This window comes from Pseudomonas sp. JAI120, assembly GCF_014207255.1.
Taxonomy (GTDB): Bacteria; Pseudomonadota; Gammaproteobacteria; order Pseudomonadales; family Pseudomonadaceae; genus Aquipseudomonas.
Genome location: NZ_JACHCZ010000001.1, coordinates 71,890 through 91,517, shown reverse-complemented (window position 1 = coordinate 91,517; position 19,628 = coordinate 71,890). Strand labels below are relative to the sequence as shown.

Below are 19,628 nucleotides of genomic sequence, written 5' to 3'. Positions count from 1 at the left end.
ATCAAGCGAAGCTTTATAGCAATCCGGCCCTTTCAAATGCCAGCGGTTCCAAGCTTTTCATCTGCACCAGAGTCAACGGCGCAAAGTTGCGATCAAGCTGCAGCTCAGTGAAGCGCTCGATGGTCAGGCCGCCCTCGCGGAACAGCTTGGCTCGGACTGGGCCGATGGCGACGTCCTGAAACGTAGCCGGCTGTTGCTGGAGCCAGTTGTAGTAATCGAGGTCTGCATTCACCTGCTGTCCGCCATTAGCACCCACCGAGGCACGCGTTGCGCCCTTGGCGAACATCTCGCTGAGCCTGGTCAGAAGGATGAAGGTGGTGCGGCAGTTCGGGTGAAAAGGTGGCCGTGGCCCCGCGTCCACCGGAAACCTGCGCTTGTCCATCGACCGGCATTGCTGACTGGTCTTGCTGTCCAGGGTGGCCACCATCTCGACTTCGGAAACGATGTCGGTATTGGCCTTGGCCACCTCCATCCGCGCCTGGGACGACACATGCTGAATAGCCGTGTGCACGACCGTGCTGGCGTTGCGGTTGGTGGTAGCGAGAATGCCGTCTTTGTAGCCTGCCGCCTTGGTACCGCGAATGTTGCGGATGATCTGGAAGTTCGTCTGCCCTTCGAAGAAGCCCTGCCGGATGGTGCCGGTAACGCGCTCACGCTCTGCACCGGTCCAACCCTTGATAAAGGCCTTCAACAGCTTACCGCCACCGGTACCTCGCACGCTGAGCGGATTCGTTAGTACTGCGGTACGGATTGCAGCCGCCGTTGGCGCGACCACATCCAGCGACACGCCAACCGGCGCCGACCTGGCAAGACTGGTCGCCTCAAATTCGGCCTCGTAGTTGGCGATGTCCACCAGGTCCAGGTTCAACTGCGCGCTGTATCGGTCGAAGATACCCAGCAACAGGCTGTCGACCTCCTTCAGCATCTCTTCCAGGCGCTTCGTGTTGTACTCGGTCAGGTCTGACTGGGTGAGCCGGTCACGGATCGAACGATCAATCTCCTTGAGAAAGGGGGCAAACTTGCCCACCTCCCCCGCCTTGAGCTTTTCGAGGAAGACCGCGTGCCGGATCGTGGCGTCAAGGATTGCTTGGTTTGCCGCCATTTGGTTTGTCCTCATCGTCCAGGCCTAGACCGTCGCCCTGCTCCTGCAATTCGCCGTCGATCTGCAGGTCTGTACGCTCAGGCGCAATCAGGCCCTGCTTGCGCAGGTAGGCCCGAAGGTCTGCCTTGGCGAAGCCGCCTTGCTGCCACAAGCCAACCAATGCCGTGATCATCTGCGGATCAGCCGTGAGTTCGACAAACTCCTGATTCACCTGGTAGGCGACCTTCTTGTCAGCAATGCCCATGTAGGCGCAGCACCACATGATTGCCCGGGTGTAGGCCTCGCTCACGTTCGCCACGCACCCGGCCAGCACCGAAGTGGATGCCGACTGATCGCCACGGGACTCCGTTGCGGTCTTGGCGGCCAGTGATGCCACCACCATCCGGGCGCCCAGCTCAATCATCATCTGGTTTTTGTCGTTCATGGCCTCCTTGACCAGTGTGTTCGGTGCAGGCTGCGCGTAGCCGAATGCACCACCCGCCGGCAGCATCATGGGAGCCCTGGAGCCAACATAAACGCCGTTCTTCTCCATCCAGTCGCGCCACTGCTCATCAAGGCCGCTGATCCACGGCTGAGCCTGACCACACCAGAAGACGCTGTCTTCGTAGTCGGCACTGTTCCGGTAATGGCCCAGGTTGATCATGGCGATGTCGTACAGCGGCGACTCGTCGATGCTTGGGTCGTTGTTCTGCGCGCCGACGAAAGTGAACGGGATCTCCTTCAGACGCCCGGTGACGCCTTCCGGCCTGAACTCTTCGATGACCGCCAGCGGCCCACCACCTTTCGGACCGGACCGGCGCCAAACACGACAAACAAACCCGTCATCCTCAAGCGCCAGTTCCCGGTACTGCTCAGCCGTCTTGTAGCCGAAGCCATCAGGGATTTCCGGAGACTCGCGCAGCACTACCAGGGTAAGCATGCTGTGACCGTTCACCATGCCCGTGCGCCAGTTGATGATGTCTTCAGCGCAGTAGGAAAGGATCACCGAGTGCCCGCCGACGCCATTGTCCTGGTGGTAGTCGACGTACAGGCCATGCCGCCCGGCCTCAAGCACCTTCTCCAGAGTGCCCTGCGAGTGCTGGTAGATGCTCACGCCCGAGCCATTGGCGTTGTCCTGCAGGTACTCCAGCTTCTTGGGCACCGTCAAAGTTGGGTCTTTGTGGAAGGCCAGGCCGAGCAACCCGTTACGGGTATGCCCGGTGGCATTCTTGAATACCGCACGTTCGCGATAGGCCTTGTTCCTGTCTACGTTCTCAGGCGAATTGTCGTGTGTGTTGATGTACGGCAGTCGGTCGACAACCCGGTGCTGGCCGGCGCAGACGTCGCGAACGGTTGCCCAGCGGTCCAGCACTGCTGTGTATTCCGCCCGCTTGAAGGAGACGTCGTTGCTCATCGGGCGTATCCCATTTTGATAGCGGTGACCGGTTTGATGATCGGGTACTCGCGGTGGATGAAGTAGCCGCCGGCGTCGTTCGCGTGATCGATACCGGCGGTTTTGTCTGGCTCCCCGTTCGCGCCCCACACCTGCTGCTCCAGTCCATCGGCATAGGTCGGGCAGGTGAACGGGTTGACCAGGTAGCGGCGCTCGCCCTGCGAATTGCAGAAGACAGCGTTCATTGCGTTGATTCGGTCCTTCACAGGCGGGTTTGCCGCTGGAGCGATGACCGCGAACCCGGCCTGTTTGAGCATGGCAAGGTCCGTGATGCTGGCGTTCACAGACTTGCGTGAGTCACCCGAGGCGTCAGGGTAAATCCTGATTTCGCAGGTCTTTTTGAAGTCGTTGCCGTCGTGCTGCCAGTACCGCTCTTTGATGCGACGGATCATGTCAGGCGTGTCGTAGCCATCGATCAGCTCATCCACTGCCCTGGGCAGCCCCTGGTCACGCTTGACGTGTGTGATCGCCGCCATCTTGCCGACGTTGAAGTCCATCCCGATAAACAACGGCTCGCCGGGCTGCACTGTGTCGAAACATTGATTCAGCTTGCGGTCATATGCCGTGTAGATCGTCCCGGACGTCAGGTTGACGAACTGGCCTTTGAGGTACGCCATGATCAGTTGTGGCGGATACGACTCCATCAGGGAGGCGATATAGTCATCCGGCAGGTTCAGCTCGTTATCGAACGTGCTGGCCTGCACCAAGCCGTACATCTCTTTCAGTGACGGCTTATCACGCAGCTGTTTCACGAACTGCAGGAAGACGAACTTGAAGCCTTCCGGTGTAGTTGTGACGTCCACCCCGTTCTTCAGCCCGGGCAGGTTGTAGCGCATCCGGGCGATGATCTTGCGCCAGGCCTGCTGTGCCTTGACGGCAGTCAGCACGTCCAACTCATCCACCAGGGCATGACCGATCTTGAAGCCGACAATGGTCTGCGGCTTCTCCATCGACCGACAAATCACAGTGCCGCGATACTGCCGGCCGCTGTAGATGTGAACCTCGTGGTTCGCCTGGTTGATCTTGGTCTTCAGCCCCCAGTCGTAAGCCACCTCATCCATGGTCGGATAGAAGATGTCCCGGATCTGCGGGTAAGTCGGCGCGAAGTAGCCAGCGTTGACGCCGGGCCACTCCATGAAGTGCTTGCTCAGTGCCGAGCATCCCACCCAGGTCTTGCCCGACCCGAACCCAGCAACGAATGCACGAAACTTGTGGGGCAGTGTGAGGAACTGAGCCTGCGGAACGTTAAGGCTCGGCATTCGGCTTCCTCGCATCCACCACGTCGACCTGGATACGGGTCGGGATCACCGGTTCGTCGCCCGCCTCTTCCTTCCTGGCCCGGTTGACGTAGATGTCGCCGGTTTCTTTCGCCGCCTGTTCGAGGATCTGCATCGCCAAGCCGATGTTCTTCATCGTCTCGGCCTTCTCTACAAAGCGGTTCATGGCGCGGAGGCGGAAGGCGCGGTTGGCGATCGGGATGTCAGCTGTCTCTTCACGGAACCGCTTACGGGTGTCGTGGAAAAGGGTCACCCACTTCTTTGCCAGGTCTCGGCCGGCGCGCTTGGTCGGGTCTTGCGCCTCGCACTGCTGACGGGTCACCTCAATGCCGAATTCCTCTCGGACAGCCGCTGCAACCTGGGAAGGTGTGTCGAAGCACGCCAAGGCCTGAACCATGAAGCCTTTCACCTCACTGTTCAGGGCTGCCATAGGGTAAATTCCGTCTTAGGTCTGTCAGGGGTCAGGCCGATCTGAGCAGACAGGTTCCGCAGGCCCTCGATATGTTCAATTTCCCCACCTCAGCAGGATTGTGTGCAGCATCAGATGTGCGCCCACGACTTGCGGCGAACCACATCAAGGGCCGTTCTCTTATGGATGCCGTAGCGCTCAGCAAGAGTTTCAACATCAACGCCTGATGTTGAGTGAAGCGCTCGCATTTCCAGCACCTCACCCTCTTTCAGTTTGGCTTGTCCGTTAGATTCGCCCTTTGCCGTCTGCAACCCATGCTTATAGGAATGGTGTTGATTGTCCGAAGACGTAACCCATTCCAAGTTGAAGACGGCTGCGTTTCCCCTGTCGGCGTCAATATGATTAACCTCAGCGCCATGAAACGGCGGCTCACCCAGAAATGCGATCGCTACGAGCCGATGAACAAGCTCAGTGCGTTTGCCTCCCGGGTAGCAGAGATCGACACTCAGGTATGGTCGAGCCTTACTGCGGCCAGGTGTCTTTAAGATTGTGCCTGCCTTCGCGCACGTCCTGGTCGTGAGGCGCTTGATTCGACCCAGGTTGCTTACCGCGTAGTCCGGGTAGTTTTGAATCGTCTTCCACTGCTCTTCCACTACACAGCCCTCATCAAGCAGGTACCGCAAGCACTCGCTATAGAGGCCCGGTTAACGGATGGTGTTTTTTTGGCCGCTTCGACCATTCGGGCAACATCGCTATCTGGCGCGCCAACGCCATATCGCTCAACGATGGCAACGAACTCGTTGACGTCGTGGCCGCGCATCTCAAGCTTGGCCGCGCCTTCCTTTGTGAAGGCTGGCTGGCCGTACTTATCGTTGGCGTGAGCGATGTGATAGAGCTCATGCTCAACCAAGGCGCAGAAGTCGGTGTCACTGCACTGGGCGCAGTAGTCAGCAGCCAAGGTGATGATGAAGGCCGGCACATCGCCGAACCAATCCCGCATCTGTTGCTCCATCCGGGCCTTCTGCCAACCACCGGCGCGGAACGCTACTTGCTCGGCCTGGCCAAGGACTGTCCTACCTTGTTTCTCGAAGCCCGACGACGCCCACATGACCCGGATGTCTGCATCCAGTAGGTGGGCATGGTCTTCGTTGTGAATGCTGCCGGCGTCAGCAAGTATTTCGGCCTGGAGCCATTCCCACACCTCAGGGGCTGGAGTCAGGCGCATACCGAAGTCGGAAAGCTCAGACAGCTCCAGCAGTGATGCCGGCGGCACTGGTCGGTTCACGCGCCCTCCTTGGAGACTATGCACCACTGACACTCAAAACGATGAAACCGGTCTATTGAGCCACCTTCTAACGTCGGGCACACTCCCGCGGACTCATCGCCAAAAAAAGGAATTTACGATGCCGTTTTCACCGAATGAAAGAACTGCTTTGCTCGCCCTCAAGGGTGTAGGTCCAACCGTGATTGCTCGGCTTGAGCAGATGGGCATCGAATCGTTCGCTGAACTCCGAAGATCGGATGTTGGTGACATCCTGACTCAAGCATCCGCAGCATTAGGTTCAACATGCTGGAAGAATAGCCCTCAAGCCCGTGGAGCTATCACTGCTGCAGTCGAGCTTGCTAAGAACTCCACGGAGCAGAACCTGGCTCGGTAGACGCGCTCGATTGCCTCCCAGTCGAGTTGCGTAGTTGTCATGGAGACTCCGTTACCATCTGGTGTGTCTGTGCATGTGCGTGACCGTGGAGCAAGCTGACGATCAGGCCCTGAGGTAATCCTGCTGACTTCGCAGCATCCACCGCCTCAACAATGGCCTTGTCGAGGCGACCTACGGCAGCGTTGATGTCCTGGCTCAGCGGTAGCGCGTGACGCAGGCGTGTGACTTTATGCATCGGCTATCTCCGCGCCACGATTTGGCGCATTCGAAAACGTGGCGCGGATGAGCCGGGTATACTCAGCTGACTTTGATTTTTTCGAGACTTCGAACCCATGCACGGAAGCCTGTATCTCTCTGCGCTACTTCTCGCTGGCCCAGCACTCGCTTCAGAGCCATCCCGCTACAGCTACGACGAAGCTCCTACTGACGGCTACATGTATGCCGTTAGGTATCAGCAAGCCAAACTGGCTTGTGAATCGCTGCCTGATGACCTTGAGGCTGACTATGCGAAAGCGATGCGCCTTACCAAGGAAGCAAGCCCCGAATTTGAAAAAACCTACGCCAAAGGCTTGGCGGCAAACCTTAAGTGGCGCAAGCCCGCAACGCCTGAAGACCGACAGGTAGAGTGTGACCAAAGTCAGCATGCACTGCGCGTGACGGTAAGCCTTGCCCGGCAGTGGTTTCCAGGGGGCTGGTAGGCCCTCGCATTACTTGCTCCGGCGTTCGACACCACCAGGTGCCTTGTCGCAGTGCAGGCAGTGCTCGCAGTTCAGCGTCCGACAAAGCCAGGCTTTAACCGGCTGCCAGTACGTGACCATGAAGATGTGGCGAGCACCAGCCAGGGCTAGGGCGACATGCAGTGTCAGGCCCGCGGTGGTCGGGCCGAAGAAGATGTTCTGGCTACGCACCATCACGACAAAACCGGTAATGGCGATCGTCGAGTAGATCAGCTTCCCGAGGATGCCGTCCCTCACCTTCCCGCTCAGTACGCACCAGGTGGCCCACAGCGCGATAAGGCCGCAGGCGATGGAGTTAATCAGTTCAAGATTCATGGTGGATTGCCTCCCCCGAACCGCTGGCGAATAAGCGCCCAGAGGTCAGCGGCTTTGATGGCTCGATTAATTGCTGCCAGGAGCGAGCCGCCGAACGTGCCCAGCAAGAACCCAATGCCGGCCACGATCTTTGGCTCAGTGACATTTAGGTAGGCGCTGACCATGCTCGTCAGGTACAGCGAGCAGGCAACACCGGTGATCAAGAACACCATCCAGGCGCGCCAGTCGGACAAGTCGTCCTTGTGCCACCAGCTCGCAACAACGGCCCCAATCAGGCCCGCAATCAACAATTCGAACCTGTCGATCTTGTCGAGCAGGCGCTGTAGATACTCCATGCGCTCGACTCCGTGGGGCATGTTTGGGAATTGAATCGGCTCACACAGCACTCCCAGCTCGGAGCAATGGGTGTGGTGGGGCCGAAAACGGAAAGGCCCCAAACAATGTCGGGGCCCTGAATAGGTGCGCGTCTTTCCGTGCTGTCTGCCAAAAACAATCACAGCGTCGACGCCCTAATGCATCGATCTCGCCAGTCTTGTCTCGCGCCACCCCGGAAGCACAACGAGGTCAGGATGCACGGGCGGCCGGTGTTATTTCCGTACGTCGCACTACCGGCTATCGACGTCCAGGCCTCCCGAAGGCTGTCCTGGCTACAGGTAAAACTGGGCGTAAAAAAGCCCCGCACTTGGCGAGGCCTTGGACGATTTAAAACACGTTGTTCCAAGTCCAACTGCCGTAAGTCGGAAGGTCACCCGTACCGTGATCAGGATAGAAGAGCGGGCGACGGGGCTTGACCGTTGGCACATAGCCGAAACGCGCCCACACCGGAAGCTCTTTCACAATCGACATCCGGCCGTTGGCCTGGACGCGCAGGGCAAGGTCGGGGTTGCCACTAGTTTTGCTATTCCAAATTGCGACGCCCTTATCGGTGTAGATCACCAGATTACCATCGCCCTGCATAACGCAGCTCGTACCACCTTTGTTATGGGAATAGCTTGCCCAGACGACGCTGCTGTTTGGACCATAAACGACCAGGTTACCGTCGCCCTGAAACACCAAAGCTACATTCCCGACGCCGTAAAACTTGCCAGGCACCAATGAAGTGCCAGGCGGAATTACAATCGAGGGCTGATCATACAAGATTGGTAGCGCTGCGTTGTTTACCCACAACGGCACGGCATCCACCAGCACAACGTTACCGTCGTTTTGAAGCTGGAGATAAATTCGATCCGGCGCTCCGACCTCACTACCTAGCGGAACACCAATTGTGGTGGCTACGGTGCGCTTCCTGATCTGGTCCATCATGAACGCAGCGCCTTGGGTGTAGAAGCAGTTACCGAGGTCCGAGTTTGGGTTGCGATCTTGATATGTGTACGGTGTGTTGTAATCAAGCACCCATGCTACGGCGCCATGGTCGAAAAGTGCCAAGTTCATGTCGTCTTGAAGGATCAACTTGTAGCGTTTGTCCGGAGACTCCAAATACTGCCCCTGGTGCATCATCGTCCGAGGCGGAAGCACAGAGCTACCGTTGTTGCTGAACGGGGTGACGGAAAAAGCCATTTTTTCACCTATTGAGTCGAATGATTAGTCGCGGAGGATTCCGCTGTCATGTCGCTCAAAGGCGATTGCTCGAGGCTCGTGGCCTTCACATGATTCAACGTCCCGCATCGGGAACATTTGATCTGGAGCTCTGTAAACCCACCCGTGCGGGCGAGAAGTCGGTTGCAGTTACCGCATCTGATTTCTTTCAACATCTGCAAATTCCTTTTGCTGAATCGCCCTTTCCGTGGGCAATAAAAAGCCCCGCACTTGGCGAGGCTTGGAGAAATACGTAGCGGCTATGTCGATCGGGCGAACGAGTTCCACTCTTCAATGGCGTCGTCGGCCGCAGACTTATGCTTCCGAATAGCGTCTTGCTGCTCCTCTACGAAGTCAGTGATGCAGGATTTGTACTCCTCCACCTCGGCGTTGAATTGATCGCGCTCGTTCTGGTCTTCAAATTCGTATGGAACACTTGGCTGGCTACAGTCATGTGAAGGCTCGATTGTGTCGGCAAACGCCAAAGGCGAAAGCAACATTCCGAGAAGTAAGAGAGCTCGCATCGTCCTTTGCCTCACATGAAAAAGCCCGACTTCATGCCGGGCTTTACTGTGCAACCTCAACGCGCAAGATCGGCAGGATGGGTAAATACTCTCTCACTTTCTCACTCATTGCAATAGCGATTTGCTACGCAGCGCAACTTTCGATTAATCCCTCTGCGTCGAGCAGTTCCTGAGCGGCCGTCAGCGCCTCGTTTACCTGGTCATCCAACGTCTTGCGGATCCCTGAGCGCCACCGGTACCGAGTCGATTCCGGCTTGCCGTCATTGTCCCAATTGGTGATGTCATACCATGCGGCCGGCAGCACAGCGGCGGAACGTTTGCCCTCGGCACCGGCAACCTGCGGAATAGCCCACGTCAGCACAGCGCACTCACGAAACCGTTTCGGCGCCGGCGACTTCACCGAATTCAGCAGCTCCAGGATCGCGCCGTGCTTGCGCTCCTCGTGGGTGGAGTACTTCGCCACCAGTGCTCGCCAGTGCGCCGGGGTCAACGCCTTGCGCAGCCGGCCGAACACCCAGCAGTCCTGGAGAAACGCCGCCTCCTTCCCGACGATCTCCCCCTTCTGTTTGGCGCACTGCACCTTGGGCTCAAAGTCGCAACCGCCGGCGGAAGTGATGGTTTCGGCCGCAAGGGCTCGAACTACTGCTGAAACAACGTTGCGATAGGTCATGCGGCTTCTCCTTTTTTCAACTCTCTGGTCATTGCGCGGTATTTGGCTTTGATCGCCTTGATCTCTTCCACGGTGTACTTGCACGGCGCGTGCAGGCCTTCCAGCCAAGCCACCTTCTCGGCGCCGATGCGCAACACCAGGCGAATGCGGTACTCCACGGCATTGCCGGAAAGGTTGCGGTTGCACTTCACGCACTGCCGGTGGATGTTCAGTGGCTCGAAGCGCAGCTCCGGGCATGCGCCGACGGATCGGTAGTGGCCAGCGTCCCACCGGCTGCCAGTCATGAGGTCGTTATCGTTCGGCGTGGAGTCGCAGCTGATGCAGGGCAGGTGCGCGTCACGCAGGCGCACGTACTCGTTCACGGCGGCCTGGGCGTCGCGCAGATGATCCGCCCTGCTCTTCAGCTTCTCCTTGCGGACCTTGATATCGCGGCGATCACGCTGGGCAATTGCCTTGCGGGCCCTATCCTGGTTCTTCGGTGCATCGAGGATTGCGCATGCAGGACTGCACACAGCCTGACCCAGGCGTAATGGGATGAATGACACCCCGCACGCCGTAACACGGCATTTCTTCGGTTTTGGTTGCTTGGCGATCATGCAGCCTCCTTGCTGAGTAGATCAGTGAAAACCACACCTTGGCCCGTGAAGTAGGCTGCAATGCGGTCGGTGTAAGCGATGCCCTGGGCGCGGTTGAACAGGCTGGTCACAGGGAAGCCATCAGGGCCAAACAAATGGCACTCGCCCATCATGGCCAGCTTCGTTTCGTAGGGCAGATGGCGCATGACTCGGTACCACTCGGTCTGGAACCCTGCGTCTTCGTTCAGCAGGATCTGCACGCCGAAGTGCAGCTTGCAGTAGCGGCGGGCATCGGCCGGGTCGCCGATCTGAGTCATCTCGGCGATTCGCTTGTACATCCCAAACCACAGCCGGTTCTGGTCAAGGGTGCGGTCCTTGCCCGGGCGTAGGGAGACCACCACAAACTTCTTGTCCCGGTACATGGTGGTCAGGCATGTGATGGCCTCAGTGAGCTTGGCTTGGCAGTTGACGCTGATCTTGTCGGTCATTGCGCCGCCCTCTTCTCTTCCAGTTCCTGGGCCTGCTTGATCAGCAGAGCCCTGCGATCCGCCAACTCATTTGCCGCATCAATCCGCATTTCGGTTTTCCGCTCAGCACTGGCCTTCCGCATTTCCATCATCGAGTTCTTCACCAGCTCCAGTTTCTGGCGAATCGCCGGCTCTGGCCGGGTGACGTTGCCAGTGAGCAGACCTGCGATAGCGCGACCGTCTTCGGTGACTGGCTCGACACTCAGGTCCGCCAGGTACTTCTGGGCGTGTTCGCGCGGGATTCGCTTCAATTCCATCGCCTTGGTCACAGCCTGGATACGGCGGTTGGCGTCGAAGCCTACGGATACGTGCCAGTTGACCGGCTTCGCGTCCTCGCGGGACTGGCCCACGAACCGCTGGTAGGCGTCGATGAACGCCATGCGCGCACCGATTTTGTCGCCGCCATCCAAGATGGGTTTCGCAGCGGCCAGGGCCAGCTGGATTTCGTCGGTCAGCACCACGGTTTCATATTCATCGTTGGTCGTCATGGCGATGGCCCAGGCCTCGTCCTTCCCTGGGCGGCCGTCAGAGGTCTGGACACGCTGCAGGATGTCGGCCATAGCCAGCTTGCCCTTCACTTCGAAGCGACACGCCTTCAGCGCCGCTTTGACGACAGGCACCGGGTAGGCGCAAAGATCTTCGGCCATCATCGCGGCGGTACCGGGGTTCATTTCCTGCCCCATGGCCTCGGCTGTGGCGCAGATGGCGGCGGCCAGCCCGGCAACCTGCTGGTCATTCATTTCAAAGGTATTCATTGCGGTCACCTGCTTGGCGTTTGGCCAAAACCATCTGGGCGGCCTGCTCGGCTGCGGAGTGGTTTGCCTCGGTCCGCTCCATCTGGCGGGCGGTTGTTCCGTTGATGCGCTGCCCAGTGACCCATTGGGTGTGGTAGCTCTCGGCGTTGGCCAACAGTTCGTTGAGGCTGTGGCACTTGCGCAGAACGGCGGCGTCGCTGGTTTTCAAGAAGTGGGCTGCGACGTGGTGGGCTACGTCGGCGCCGAGGCGGTCAACCAGTTGGCCGAGCTGACCACCGACCTTGGCGTTCCACACCGGCCAGGCGCTGTAGCGCTTGCGGTAAGCCATGGCGTAGTTCGCCCAGACCTTGAAGGTTTTGCAGGTCTGGTCCTTAGGGCCCGGCATGTCGGCGGGGATCTCAACCCGTGGGACATCAGTGCGATCAACCACCAGTACCAAGCCGCGGGACTGAGCCGGCTTGCCGGTGGCGTCCTGCAAGTCCTGACTGGTGTCCTGATCTATATCCTGATGATTGGTATCCTGATTTGTCGGAGATTTATCCGACCCTTGCTCGGATTTTTTTCCGACCTTGCTCGGAGATTTATCCGAGGTAGATCGGATTTTTTTCCGACCTTTGTTTTTTGGTGGGGTCGGATATTTTTCCGACCCGTCCAGCTTTTGGTTCCACTCTACGGCCTTCTCGGTGAGACGAAAAAGCGTGATGTTCGAAGTGCTGGAAAGCTCAATCAAACCGGCCTCTTCCAGGGCCTTCAGCATGCGGTAAGCAGTGTCTGGCTTGTCGGTGAGCAGCGGCAGCTCCTCAGTGATCTTGGCCTTGCTCAACGCGAAGAAGATCCCGTCATCGGTCTTGATTGGCTTGGTCCAGCTCGGGCAGCCATAGACGAAGGCAAATAGCAGGGCCTGCTGAGAATTCAGCCCCCACTCCAGCGCCTTCACCTGGTTAATCGTGACGGTGTATTGCATGTCAGGCCTCCGCCGGAGCGCGAAAATCGATGACCTTTACGCCCTTCCAGCTATTGCAACTTGCGCATAGGGTTTGAAGGTTTTCCAGCACAGCGTCTCCGCCCATGCTTTCAGGGTGTACATGGTCAGCTCGTAGATTCTTGTGGTCGCCACACCGCAGGCATCGGTAAAGGTCTCTCTCAAATACTTGAGTTCTGACTGACTGCCCGATAACTGCCTTTTTAGGCCTAGGCGCAGCCTCATTTGGCCAAGTGAGCCATGCGCCGCCATGCTTTTTGTTAAATGCGTTCGCAATACGCTCAGCGCAACCGGAGCAAACAGAGGCCCCCGGCACTTCAAGCGAATAGCAATACATGGCGTTGCGGGCGGCTTGGCTGGAGTCGCCACACACAGGGCAGCAGACGATGGGGCCCATGCTCACGCGGCACCTCGCACTGCTTTATCGTGGGTGAACAGGCCGTCCCAGGTCTTCTTCATGGGCAGCTCGCCGGCCAAGTACAGGTCGTACAGGCGTGCCGCGCCCTTCTTCAGCAGGACAGGCGTGTAGGAGATGAAAGGATCTTTGCCGTGAGGGGTGACTTCGACCTGGTGCTCGGTCATGTACTTGTCGCGGGCGTAGGAGCCCACGCGGTGACGAACGCCAGACTTGCTCTCGTTGTAGAGCCAGCTGCGGGCCTCCAGGTACTTGCCCACCTGCATGACGTTGACCCCATTCAGGCCCTTGCAGAACTGGGTGTGGGTCATGCCTTCCTTGAAGAGGTTCTCCAAGGAGTGGATCTTTGTGGCCTGCTGGTGGTTCTCGACTCGCAACACCTCTGTCTGCTCGATCTGGTCGGCATAGAGACGCAAGGCCTCGGCGTATGAAGGGAGTGCGACCTTTTGCGAAAGCCGCTCCTCCAGCGATGTCATATGGTCGAAAACTGCGGCCTGGAGGTCGTAGCTATACGACATGGCCATCAGGCAGGATTCGCGCTTGGGGAACCGATAGCACTTCTGCTTCCGGTTCATTGAATCGAGGTAGATGTCGGAAAATTTTCCGGCATCTTTCCTGATCACCCGAGGCACCTTCTTCATGAAGTCAGCATGGTCCAGGATCGGATCCTCCTGACTTCGCTGCCCATTGATGAAATCGACAAGCTCAAGACTGGTCATCGAAACTTCACGCGCCACGTTTTGCGATTGCAGAAAACGTGGCGCGAGATTGTTGGGGCTATTGATCGATTCGGTGTGTTGGTGCATGATTCGCTCCAGATGTTTACCGCTGTAGAAAAAGCCGACCTCGTACGTCGGCTTTTTTGTGCCTGGAATTCAGGCGATGGATTTCAGTGCTGGCTTGCCGTTAAGCAGCGCCTCAGCCTTACGGCGCAACTCCCCTGCCTTCGCTTCAACCTGGCGGCACTGCTTGGCGAATGCCGGCAAGTGCGGCAGATCCAGTTCGCACATCACCTGGTCATCAAACACTTCACTGCCGGTGTCGATCACATCGCCCAGGGCGCGGATCAGTGCGCCGAAGCTCTTATTCGCACATTGGTCGCTGGTCATCTGGCGGGCGCCGGTCAAGCCATGGCGGCTCGCCAGCTCGTTCAAGCAGTGATCGCGGTATTCAGGCTCAAGGGCGTTGACCCACGACTCTTCCAGCCACGACGGCATTTCCTGATCACCGTTCAGCCAGCGCTGCACACGCTTGAGCCAGCGGCCGGTCGCCTTCACAAAGTCGGACACGTCGTTCTGCAAGGTGAGCGTGGCGAAGTCCGGCACCTCTTTGGCGACGGCCTTCTCTGGGCAGGACAAATGCAGCTCGCGGCTCAGCGCCTGGGCGAAGTCGTCCTGGCTCAGACTAGTGCGTGCGATCTGGTTTGCAGCATGGGCGACCAGCACCTGATCACGGGTTTGTACGGTGTGTCTGGAACTGGACGTTTGCATGGGGACTGCTCTCTTCTAATCTAGCTTCAATGGAACGGCGGACAGGGATGTCAGGCGGCGGATTGGGCGCCCTTTTGGGGAATACACAGCTCGCGAGCAGTGATTTTTCCACCGGTCAACTCTTCTGCCTTGAAAGCCTTTTCGGCGCGCATCGGGTGAATCCCGGCAACCCAGTACGAAACTGCGGCTTGAGAAACGTCGAGCGCTATAGCGGTTTTGGTTTGCCCGCCGAAGAAGTCGACGAGCCTTTCGATAGGGGTCATAAGATCACCCTCCTAATAAGCCTGCTTATATCCTAAGTAGAAGGACACTTATTTGCAAGCCGATAAGGGAACTTATAAATTTCAGCTGATGAGCACACTCGCCGAACGAATCAAAACCGCACGCAACCACGCCAAGCTGACGCAGAAGGCGCTCGCCTTAAAAGTGGGCGTTGAGCAACCGGTAATCTCCCAGCTGGAGACCGGGAAAAACCTTCAAAGCGCACACTTGCCGAAGATCGCCCATGTGTGTGGTGTGAACGCTATTTGGCTCTCCGAAAATACCGGGCCAATGACAGGTGTGAGCGCTGCAGAGTCAAATATCTCTATTGCCGCGCAGCCCACCAAATCATTCCGCTACCCCGTAATCAGCTGGGTTGCCGCCGGCGCCTGGGCGGAGGCCGTTGAGCCCTACCCGGCCGGATTCTCGGACAGCTATGAGTTCTCGGAGTACGACTCCAAGGGCACAGCGTTCTGGCTGAAGGTTAAAGGCGACTCGATGACGGCGCCAGCCGGCCAGAGCATCACAGAAGGCACTCTGATCCTAGTGGACACTGAGGCTGAAGTTGCACCAGGTAAGCTGGTCGTTGCCAAGCTGCCGGACAGCAATGAAGCGACATTCAAGAAGCTGGTAAGCGACGGCGGTCGACTGTTCCTGAAGCCGCTGAACCCCAGCTACCCGATCGAGGCTGTGGACGAGAACTGCCGGATCGTGGGCGTAGTTGTGCAGGCGCTGCAGAAGTTTTACTGATGCCATCCGCCCTTGGAAAGCCGTCGACCTCATGGCGAGAGCAGAGCTTCTGGAGCAAGGTTGGGGTCATTGCTTGTATCGCGTTGCTTATGATGCTCCCCGGCTATTCCGACGCAGTTGGTCTTAGCTGGGGCTCATCAGGCCGCAAGCGGGTCTTCAGCCCAGGCTTCGTTGTGCTCTGCGTTTTCGTGGCTGTGGTTGAGCTGATAGCGCTGAACCATTTCTATGAAGAACGCAGCTGGTCGTAGCCTAGAGAAAAAGTACGCATCCTACGGGTGGTAGCCGTAGGACCAGTAGAGTACACCACAACTAAAACTACATTATTTATAAAGTGATTGATTACTAAGTACAGGAAGCATTTTAGCCATCAGTTCGTTATTTGATTCGTGAGCATCACATCGTCTAAATGTGGCGACCCTACAATTAAGAAGAGCTGCACCTTCATACCCCTCATTTTGATATTTAAATCCTTGCATAGTAAACTCAGCTAGGACCCCTAGACACTTACCCATCTTTCCCCTCATAAAATCATCTCTCCCCCCCACCAGCCCGTGTAAACTATTAGCGTTAGTACTCCTGAGGTGCTCAACACTTTCAACCGCCGCAAAACTGTTATCTGGATTTAGAACATCAGTTAAGCTGACCGCAACAAAACCACGTGATTTACTTGACGAATCTTGGGCGAGTCGCTTACCGATTTGTCTGTTTGCCTCACCGACTCTCTTTCCTATCTGGCTTACAGACCGTATTCGTTTGGCTTCAACATATACTCTCCGTCCCTCAACTATAGCTACGCTGTCAGCTTGCCCATTCAGGGTTACTTCGTAACCTGCTCGAATCAATCTCGCACCTACAGACAATTCAAATAAAAAATCTCTACTCGCTTCATTTGTAACTTTATTTCTAAAGGCTTGCCCAGAGCAAATTTTCTTAAGCGCTGAAACATACTCAGAAGAGTCTATCAGCTGAAGCGAATCATAAACCCTTATAAGCTCGGTAAGCTCGGAATGAGCATTTAGGAATGAGTAAAACTCTCGTTCAATATCAACTGACACCTCCGATAGTTCATACTTATCGATACTTCTCAAATATCCGTGATAGCGATCGGAATGCACTGAGCCCCCAACTTCTCTCAGCCATTCAATTGCCTGATCTCGCTTCGCTCGAACCTCATCGCTTGAGTGCAAATGCACAACAAAGGGGTAATCAGTTATTTTTGGAGTTTTCAAATTGTTAGATTCAGTCATTGATCAATAGCTCGTCATACTCGCCAGCAGCCAAGGCCTCTTCACTGTACTCATAACCTAGCGCTTCAATCTTTTTGCGCTTTTTGTACAACCCCAGCTCCTGTCTTGCATGGCTCAAGGCCTCGTCTTTGATGAAGTCCTCGTAACCGCTAAAGACTGGGTAATCGTTGAAAATAAGAAGCTGGTCCAGTTTTTCGTGAAGCGAACTCATGGTCATTTCTTTCTTTGTTAGTGCTGTGCTTTCTGCATAAAGCATGAACTGCTCTGATAACAAATGCAGCCGATAGAGTTCATCGCTATTGAGGTAGTTCTTTCCTGTCTTAGCCTCATCAATCGTCGGAAGGTCACCGCGTATCGTCTGCATGCCCATGGACTCGGCTTTATGATCTGCCCTGTCTAGTATGAGCTTCGTGCTCGTCATGCCCGTTACCGCGTGGTGAAACTTGTCTTGGAGCAGAGCGTAAAAACTTCTGACTGTTTTTGAATTTGGATCGTAGTCAGAAGAACATATCTTGAAGCACTCACGGACCTTGGCATAGACCTGCTTTTCCTCGGACCTAAGGGCTCTAACTGCCGCTGCGAGCTTGTTTAATTTTTCAGGAGACTCCCGGAGAGCCTTCTCGTTTATTACATACCCTTGCTCAAGATAAGTTTTGAGCGTCTGGGTAGCCCATTGCCGGAATGCAATAGCATTTTTTGCGTTAACGCGGTACCCGACCGACAGGATCGCATCGAGGTTGTAGTGCTTTATTGTGCGCTCAACAAAGCGACCGCCCTCCCTGCGAACTACCGAGAAATCCTCGGTAGTTGCCTTTTCCTCAAGCTCACCAACCGCGAAAATATTCTTTAGATGCAACCCAACGTTGTCTGCCGTCGTTTCAAAAAGGTCCGCCATGTTTTGCGTTGTAGCCCACATTACTTGCTGGCCTGGCTCAAACTTCAGCTTCACTTTGGAGCCATCGCGCACGAACAAGACTGTGTTTTCGTTCGGCGTTGTCGAATCTTCTTCCTTCGTCATGCGTTACTCCCTAGGTCGACGGTTCCAGCAACGATGCCAGTTCGCTGGCGCATCAGCAACAAACCCGTGTCCCAATCTCTATGCCTGCCCCAGCGCCGAGCTTCTTGTTTCTGGTAAGCGCCCTGCTCTGCTATCGTGGCGCGCCCAGATCGCAACGGACGCATCGAAGCATGGACTCATGGAAGACCCTAGCGATCGCCCTACTGGCATCGGTCAGCACGCAGGCCGTATCAGGTGATGGCGCCAACCCTATCGCTGCCGCGATATTTCTCACAATTTCCGCGCCAACCATTTTAATTGGGGCGACCACACCCCTAACGACCGAGCCGCCTGAGATTTTCAAGTCAGCTAAGACGGATGCCCTGACTTTTATTGGCTCAGACGGCGAGATTCGTGGCGCGGAGTTTGAGCAGGCCTCCCGGCACTACCGTACGACGTACAGCCCGCCACTCATGTCGGACATGCAGCTGGCCCAGGCAATCTCTACGTCATTTTGAGCCTAACCTTTCACAACCTTTTCACAGGCGCGCGCCTATGGTTACCCCTGCTCCTAGTGAACATCCCTTCAAGCCCGCACTCCCCATCGCGGGCTTTTCTTTGTCTGAGAATTGATTGCAAAACGCCAGGCCAGCGCTGGGCGTCTCGCATCTGACGTTGGCACTTTTTCAGCAGCAGCATGTCAATCGTGCATCACTGCCACGCTAGTACGCCATCATGCACACTTGGAAGAAGATATCGCTGACAGAGGATCTAGAACGGAGTCTGCCAGGGCACCAGGTAGATTGCATTTTGATCAACGGATGGACAGCTACCGTCTTCGTCAGGCAGCCCGAGTATGACGCGATGTTTTGTACGACAGGTATCAACCTGGCCAAGCTTGCAGACAGCTCATGCGTCCAAAAGCTCGCTGAAGAAATTGCGTTTGAGATCGATATGTCCAAAGGAGGGATCGCCGGATAGCTCTACTGAAGCTTCTTGTATCTGCCCTTCATCGTGCCACTAGTGAGCTGGCAATCCTGGCGATTGCAAACTGGCCGTGCTGACGGATCGGCGCCCCAAGTGTTACAGAGAGCCCGCCCCGTGCGGGCTTTCTTCTTTTGCGACATCCTTTTCACTTGGCATTTACAGAACAGGGGGTAAGGTCGCCCTACTCCTTTGAAGAATTCCCATTAGGCCCGCACATAAGCGGGCCATTTTTTTGCCTGCGGCTATGCTTTCCATTCCGTCTACTGGAGACCACGCAATGCCCTCCCGCGAATATTCCCTTACCGACACACTCGAACGCATCTACGAGAACCAGCTCGCTCTGGAGGCAGCCATCATGGAGCTGTCGATGTGGACCGCGAACCATGGCGGCCCTCACGTAGACGAGAATGTCCGCGGCGCCCTCGAGACCATTGGCGAGAACGCCGGCCATATCAAGCAAGGCTTGGCCAGGCTGAAGGCCCAGGGACCGGACTGATCCTTAGGCGTTTTGCTGCCTATCGATCGCCAAAAAGCCGCTTCATCCTCGGATCACCTCGAGGCGATCCCGACCTGCATCTGTGATCGCATTCTCCCCTTCATCGCTGATGCGATAACGCCCGGACGCCATCTTTGCAATTGAAAACCTGACCAACCCGCTTCTGGATAGGGCCTCGCCTACTTCAAAGCTCATTGCCTGCTCCAGGTCGAAGATTTTTATCTCTCCGATTTTGTAACGGGCAAACGCTACCAGGGCTGCATCCAATTCTTCTTTCTTGATCTGTCGAGTAACGTCCATTTGACCTCCATGCCATGAGTGTTTCGCTCCGTGGTCTACCAAGCGACGGACTGGGCAACTTGTTGAAAGCGGACCGTACTACGCTCCTACTTGGGTCGCTACTGGCTTTCTATCCAGGCCAGTCAGCGAGTGTCCGCGATCTACCTG

The 19,628-nt window shown here is 56.6% G+C and carries 29 protein-coding genes; 6 read left to right on the top strand and 23 right to left on the bottom strand.

What is annotated here, in order from left to right:
* Positions 1-13 precede the first annotated feature (13 nt).
* From HDC32_RS00500 to HDC32_RS00475, 6 genes are all read right to left on the bottom strand, one after another.
* A complete protein-coding gene (locus HDC32_RS00500) occupies positions 14-1,102 on the bottom strand; it encodes a minor capsid protein (RefSeq protein WP_184742068.1) in 1,089 nt (362 codons plus the stop codon).
* A complete protein-coding gene (locus HDC32_RS00495; RefSeq protein ID WP_184742067.1) occupies positions 1,077-2,495 on the bottom strand; it encodes a DUF4055 domain-containing protein in 1,419 nt (472 codons plus the stop codon). The genes HDC32_RS00500 and HDC32_RS00495 overlap by 26 nt, the downstream gene beginning before the upstream one ends.
* Complete coding sequence (locus HDC32_RS00490) at positions 2,492-3,793, bottom strand: terminase large subunit domain-containing protein (RefSeq protein ID WP_184742066.1); 1,302 nt, start codon at positions 3,791-3,793, stop codon at positions 2,492-2,494. The genes HDC32_RS00495 and HDC32_RS00490 overlap by 4 nt, the downstream gene beginning before the upstream one ends.
* Positions 3,780-4,241, bottom strand: coding sequence for a DUF2280 domain-containing protein (locus HDC32_RS00485; RefSeq protein ID WP_063030582.1), 462 nt, complete (start codon positions 4,239-4,241; stop codon positions 3,780-3,782). Before HDC32_RS00485 ends, HDC32_RS00490 begins: the two co-directional genes overlap by 14 nt.
* A 110-nt stretch (positions 4,242-4,351) precedes the next feature.
* On the bottom strand, positions 4,352-4,873 hold the full coding sequence (locus tag HDC32_RS00480; protein ID WP_184742065.1) for an HNH endonuclease: 522 nt from the start codon (positions 4,871-4,873) through the stop codon (positions 4,352-4,354).
* Positions 4,873-5,505, bottom strand: a complete 633-nt coding sequence (locus tag HDC32_RS00475) for a putative metallopeptidase (RefSeq protein ID WP_184742064.1) — start codon at positions 5,503-5,505, stop codon at positions 4,873-4,875. The genes HDC32_RS00480 and HDC32_RS00475 overlap by 1 nt, the downstream gene beginning before the upstream one ends.
* A gap of 118 nt (positions 5,506-5,623) precedes the next feature.
* Between HDC32_RS00475 and HDC32_RS31910 the strand changes: the two genes are divergently transcribed.
* Positions 5,624-5,878, top strand: a complete 255-nt coding sequence (locus tag HDC32_RS31910; protein ID WP_260403561.1) for a helix-hairpin-helix domain-containing protein — start codon at positions 5,624-5,626, stop codon at positions 5,876-5,878.
* 37 nt (positions 5,879-5,915) lie between these two features.
* Here the strand turns inward: HDC32_RS31910 and HDC32_RS00470 are convergent, their stop codons facing one another.
* A complete protein-coding gene (locus HDC32_RS00470) occupies positions 5,916-6,113 on the bottom strand; it encodes a hypothetical protein (protein ID WP_184742063.1) in 198 nt (65 codons plus the stop codon).
* A 97-nt stretch (positions 6,114-6,210) separates the two neighbouring features.
* Here HDC32_RS00470 and HDC32_RS00465 point away from each other — a divergent pair, with 97 nt between their 5' ends.
* Positions 6,211-6,576 carry a hypothetical protein gene (locus tag HDC32_RS00465; RefSeq protein ID WP_184742062.1) on the top strand — a complete coding sequence of 122 codons (366 nt, stop codon included), beginning with the start codon at positions 6,211-6,213 and terminating at the stop codon, positions 6,574-6,576.
* 9 nt (positions 6,577-6,585) lie between these two features.
* On the opposite strand, the gene HDC32_RS00460 is transcribed toward HDC32_RS00465, so the two are convergent.
* The 13 genes from HDC32_RS00460 to HDC32_RS00400 all read right to left on the bottom strand — a co-directional run bounded on the left by HDC32_RS00460 (position 6,586) and on the right by HDC32_RS00400 (position 14,706).
* Entirely contained in the window at positions 6,586-6,930 is a 345-nt protein-coding gene (locus HDC32_RS00460; RefSeq protein WP_184742061.1) for a hypothetical protein, read from the bottom strand.
* Positions 6,927-7,265 (bottom strand): hypothetical protein, encoded by a 339-nt coding sequence (locus tag HDC32_RS00455; RefSeq protein ID WP_010211438.1) that lies wholly within the window; start codon positions 7,263-7,265, stop codon positions 6,927-6,929. Before HDC32_RS00455 ends, HDC32_RS00460 begins: the two co-directional genes overlap by 4 nt.
* A 367-nt stretch (positions 7,266-7,632) precedes the next feature.
* Positions 7,633-8,487 (bottom strand): putidacin L1 family lectin-like bacteriocin, encoded by an 855-nt coding sequence (locus HDC32_RS00450; RefSeq protein WP_184742060.1) that lies wholly within the window; start codon positions 8,485-8,487, stop codon positions 7,633-7,635.
* Positions 8,488-8,495: 8 nt separating this feature from the next.
* The gene (locus tag HDC32_RS00445; RefSeq protein ID WP_184742059.1) at positions 8,496-8,681 is read right to left on the bottom strand and encodes a zinc finger domain-containing protein; all 186 of its coding nucleotides are present in this window, start codon (positions 8,679-8,681) and stop codon (positions 8,496-8,498) included.
* Positions 8,682-9,153: 472 nt separating this feature from the next.
* Complete coding sequence (locus HDC32_RS00440; protein ID WP_184742058.1) at positions 9,154-9,699, bottom strand: hypothetical protein; 546 nt, start codon at positions 9,697-9,699, stop codon at positions 9,154-9,156.
* Positions 9,696-10,295, bottom strand: a complete 600-nt coding sequence (locus tag HDC32_RS00435) for a recombination protein NinG (protein ID WP_184742057.1) — start codon at positions 10,293-10,295, stop codon at positions 9,696-9,698. Before HDC32_RS00435 ends, HDC32_RS00440 begins: the two co-directional genes overlap by 4 nt.
* Positions 10,292-10,762: a hypothetical protein gene (locus HDC32_RS00430; RefSeq protein WP_184742056.1), complete on the bottom strand. Its 471-nt coding sequence runs from the start codon at positions 10,760-10,762 to the stop codon at positions 10,292-10,294. The genes HDC32_RS00435 and HDC32_RS00430 overlap by 4 nt, the downstream gene beginning before the upstream one ends.
* On the bottom strand, positions 10,759-11,556 hold the full coding sequence (locus HDC32_RS00425) for a hypothetical protein (protein WP_184742055.1): 798 nt from the start codon (positions 11,554-11,556) through the stop codon (positions 10,759-10,761). Before HDC32_RS00425 ends, HDC32_RS00430 begins: the two co-directional genes overlap by 4 nt.
* The gene (locus tag HDC32_RS00420; protein ID WP_184742054.1) at positions 11,543-12,520 is read right to left on the bottom strand and encodes a phage replication protein; all 978 of its coding nucleotides are present in this window, start codon (positions 12,518-12,520) and stop codon (positions 11,543-11,545) included. Before HDC32_RS00420 ends, HDC32_RS00425 begins: the two co-directional genes overlap by 14 nt.
* A gap of 1 nt (position 12,521) precedes the next feature.
* A complete protein-coding gene (locus tag HDC32_RS32305) occupies positions 12,522-12,875 on the bottom strand; it encodes an HNH endonuclease (protein ID WP_409438552.1) in 354 nt (117 codons plus the stop codon).
* A gap of 62 nt (positions 12,876-12,937) precedes the next feature.
* Positions 12,938-13,759, bottom strand: a complete 822-nt coding sequence (locus HDC32_RS00410; protein WP_184742052.1) for a phage antirepressor protein — start codon at positions 13,757-13,759, stop codon at positions 12,938-12,940.
* Positions 13,760-13,828: 69 nt separating this feature from the next.
* On the bottom strand, positions 13,829-14,443 hold the full coding sequence (locus HDC32_RS00405) for a hypothetical protein (protein WP_184742051.1): 615 nt from the start codon (positions 14,441-14,443) through the stop codon (positions 13,829-13,831).
* 50 nt (positions 14,444-14,493) lie between these two features.
* Positions 14,494-14,706, bottom strand: a complete 213-nt coding sequence (locus HDC32_RS00400; RefSeq protein ID WP_042570967.1) for a Cro/CI family transcriptional regulator — start codon at positions 14,704-14,706, stop codon at positions 14,494-14,496.
* Positions 14,707-14,794: 88 nt separating this feature from the next.
* Between HDC32_RS00400 and HDC32_RS00395 the strand changes: the two genes are divergently transcribed.
* Complete coding sequence (locus HDC32_RS00395) at positions 14,795-15,454, top strand: LexA family transcriptional regulator (protein ID WP_184744050.1); 660 nt, start codon at positions 14,795-14,797, stop codon at positions 15,452-15,454.
* Positions 15,454-15,702, top strand: a complete 249-nt coding sequence (locus HDC32_RS31905) for a hypothetical protein (RefSeq protein ID WP_260403560.1) — start codon at positions 15,454-15,456, stop codon at positions 15,700-15,702. The genes HDC32_RS00395 and HDC32_RS31905 overlap by 1 nt, the downstream gene beginning before the upstream one ends.
* A gap of 72 nt (positions 15,703-15,774) precedes the next feature.
* Here the strand turns inward: HDC32_RS31905 and HDC32_RS00390 are convergent, their stop codons facing one another.
* On the bottom strand, positions 15,775-16,701 hold the full coding sequence (locus tag HDC32_RS00390; protein WP_184742050.1) for a hypothetical protein: 927 nt from the start codon (positions 16,699-16,701) through the stop codon (positions 15,775-15,777).
* A complete protein-coding gene (gene rhuM, locus HDC32_RS00385) occupies positions 16,694-17,719 on the bottom strand; it encodes a RhuM family protein (protein WP_184742049.1) in 1,026 nt (341 codons plus the stop codon). The genes HDC32_RS00390 and rhuM overlap by 8 nt, the downstream gene beginning before the upstream one ends.
* A 170-nt stretch (positions 17,720-17,889) precedes the next feature.
* On the opposite strand from rhuM, the gene HDC32_RS00380 reads away from it, so the two are divergent.
* Positions 17,890-18,216, top strand: a complete 327-nt coding sequence (locus HDC32_RS00380) for a DUF2388 domain-containing protein (RefSeq protein WP_184742048.1) — start codon at positions 17,890-17,892, stop codon at positions 18,214-18,216.
* A 746-nt stretch (positions 18,217-18,962) separates the two neighbouring features.
* Positions 18,963-19,181, top strand: coding sequence for a hypothetical protein (locus HDC32_RS00375; protein ID WP_184742047.1), 219 nt, complete (start codon positions 18,963-18,965; stop codon positions 19,179-19,181).
* Positions 19,182-19,223: 42 nt separating this feature from the next.
* Here HDC32_RS00375 and HDC32_RS00370 read toward each other — a convergent pair whose 3' ends face one another.
* Positions 19,224-19,481 (bottom strand): hypothetical protein, encoded by a 258-nt coding sequence (locus tag HDC32_RS00370; RefSeq protein WP_184742046.1) that lies wholly within the window; start codon positions 19,479-19,481, stop codon positions 19,224-19,226.
* Between the last annotated feature and the right edge of the window lie 147 nt (positions 19,482-19,628).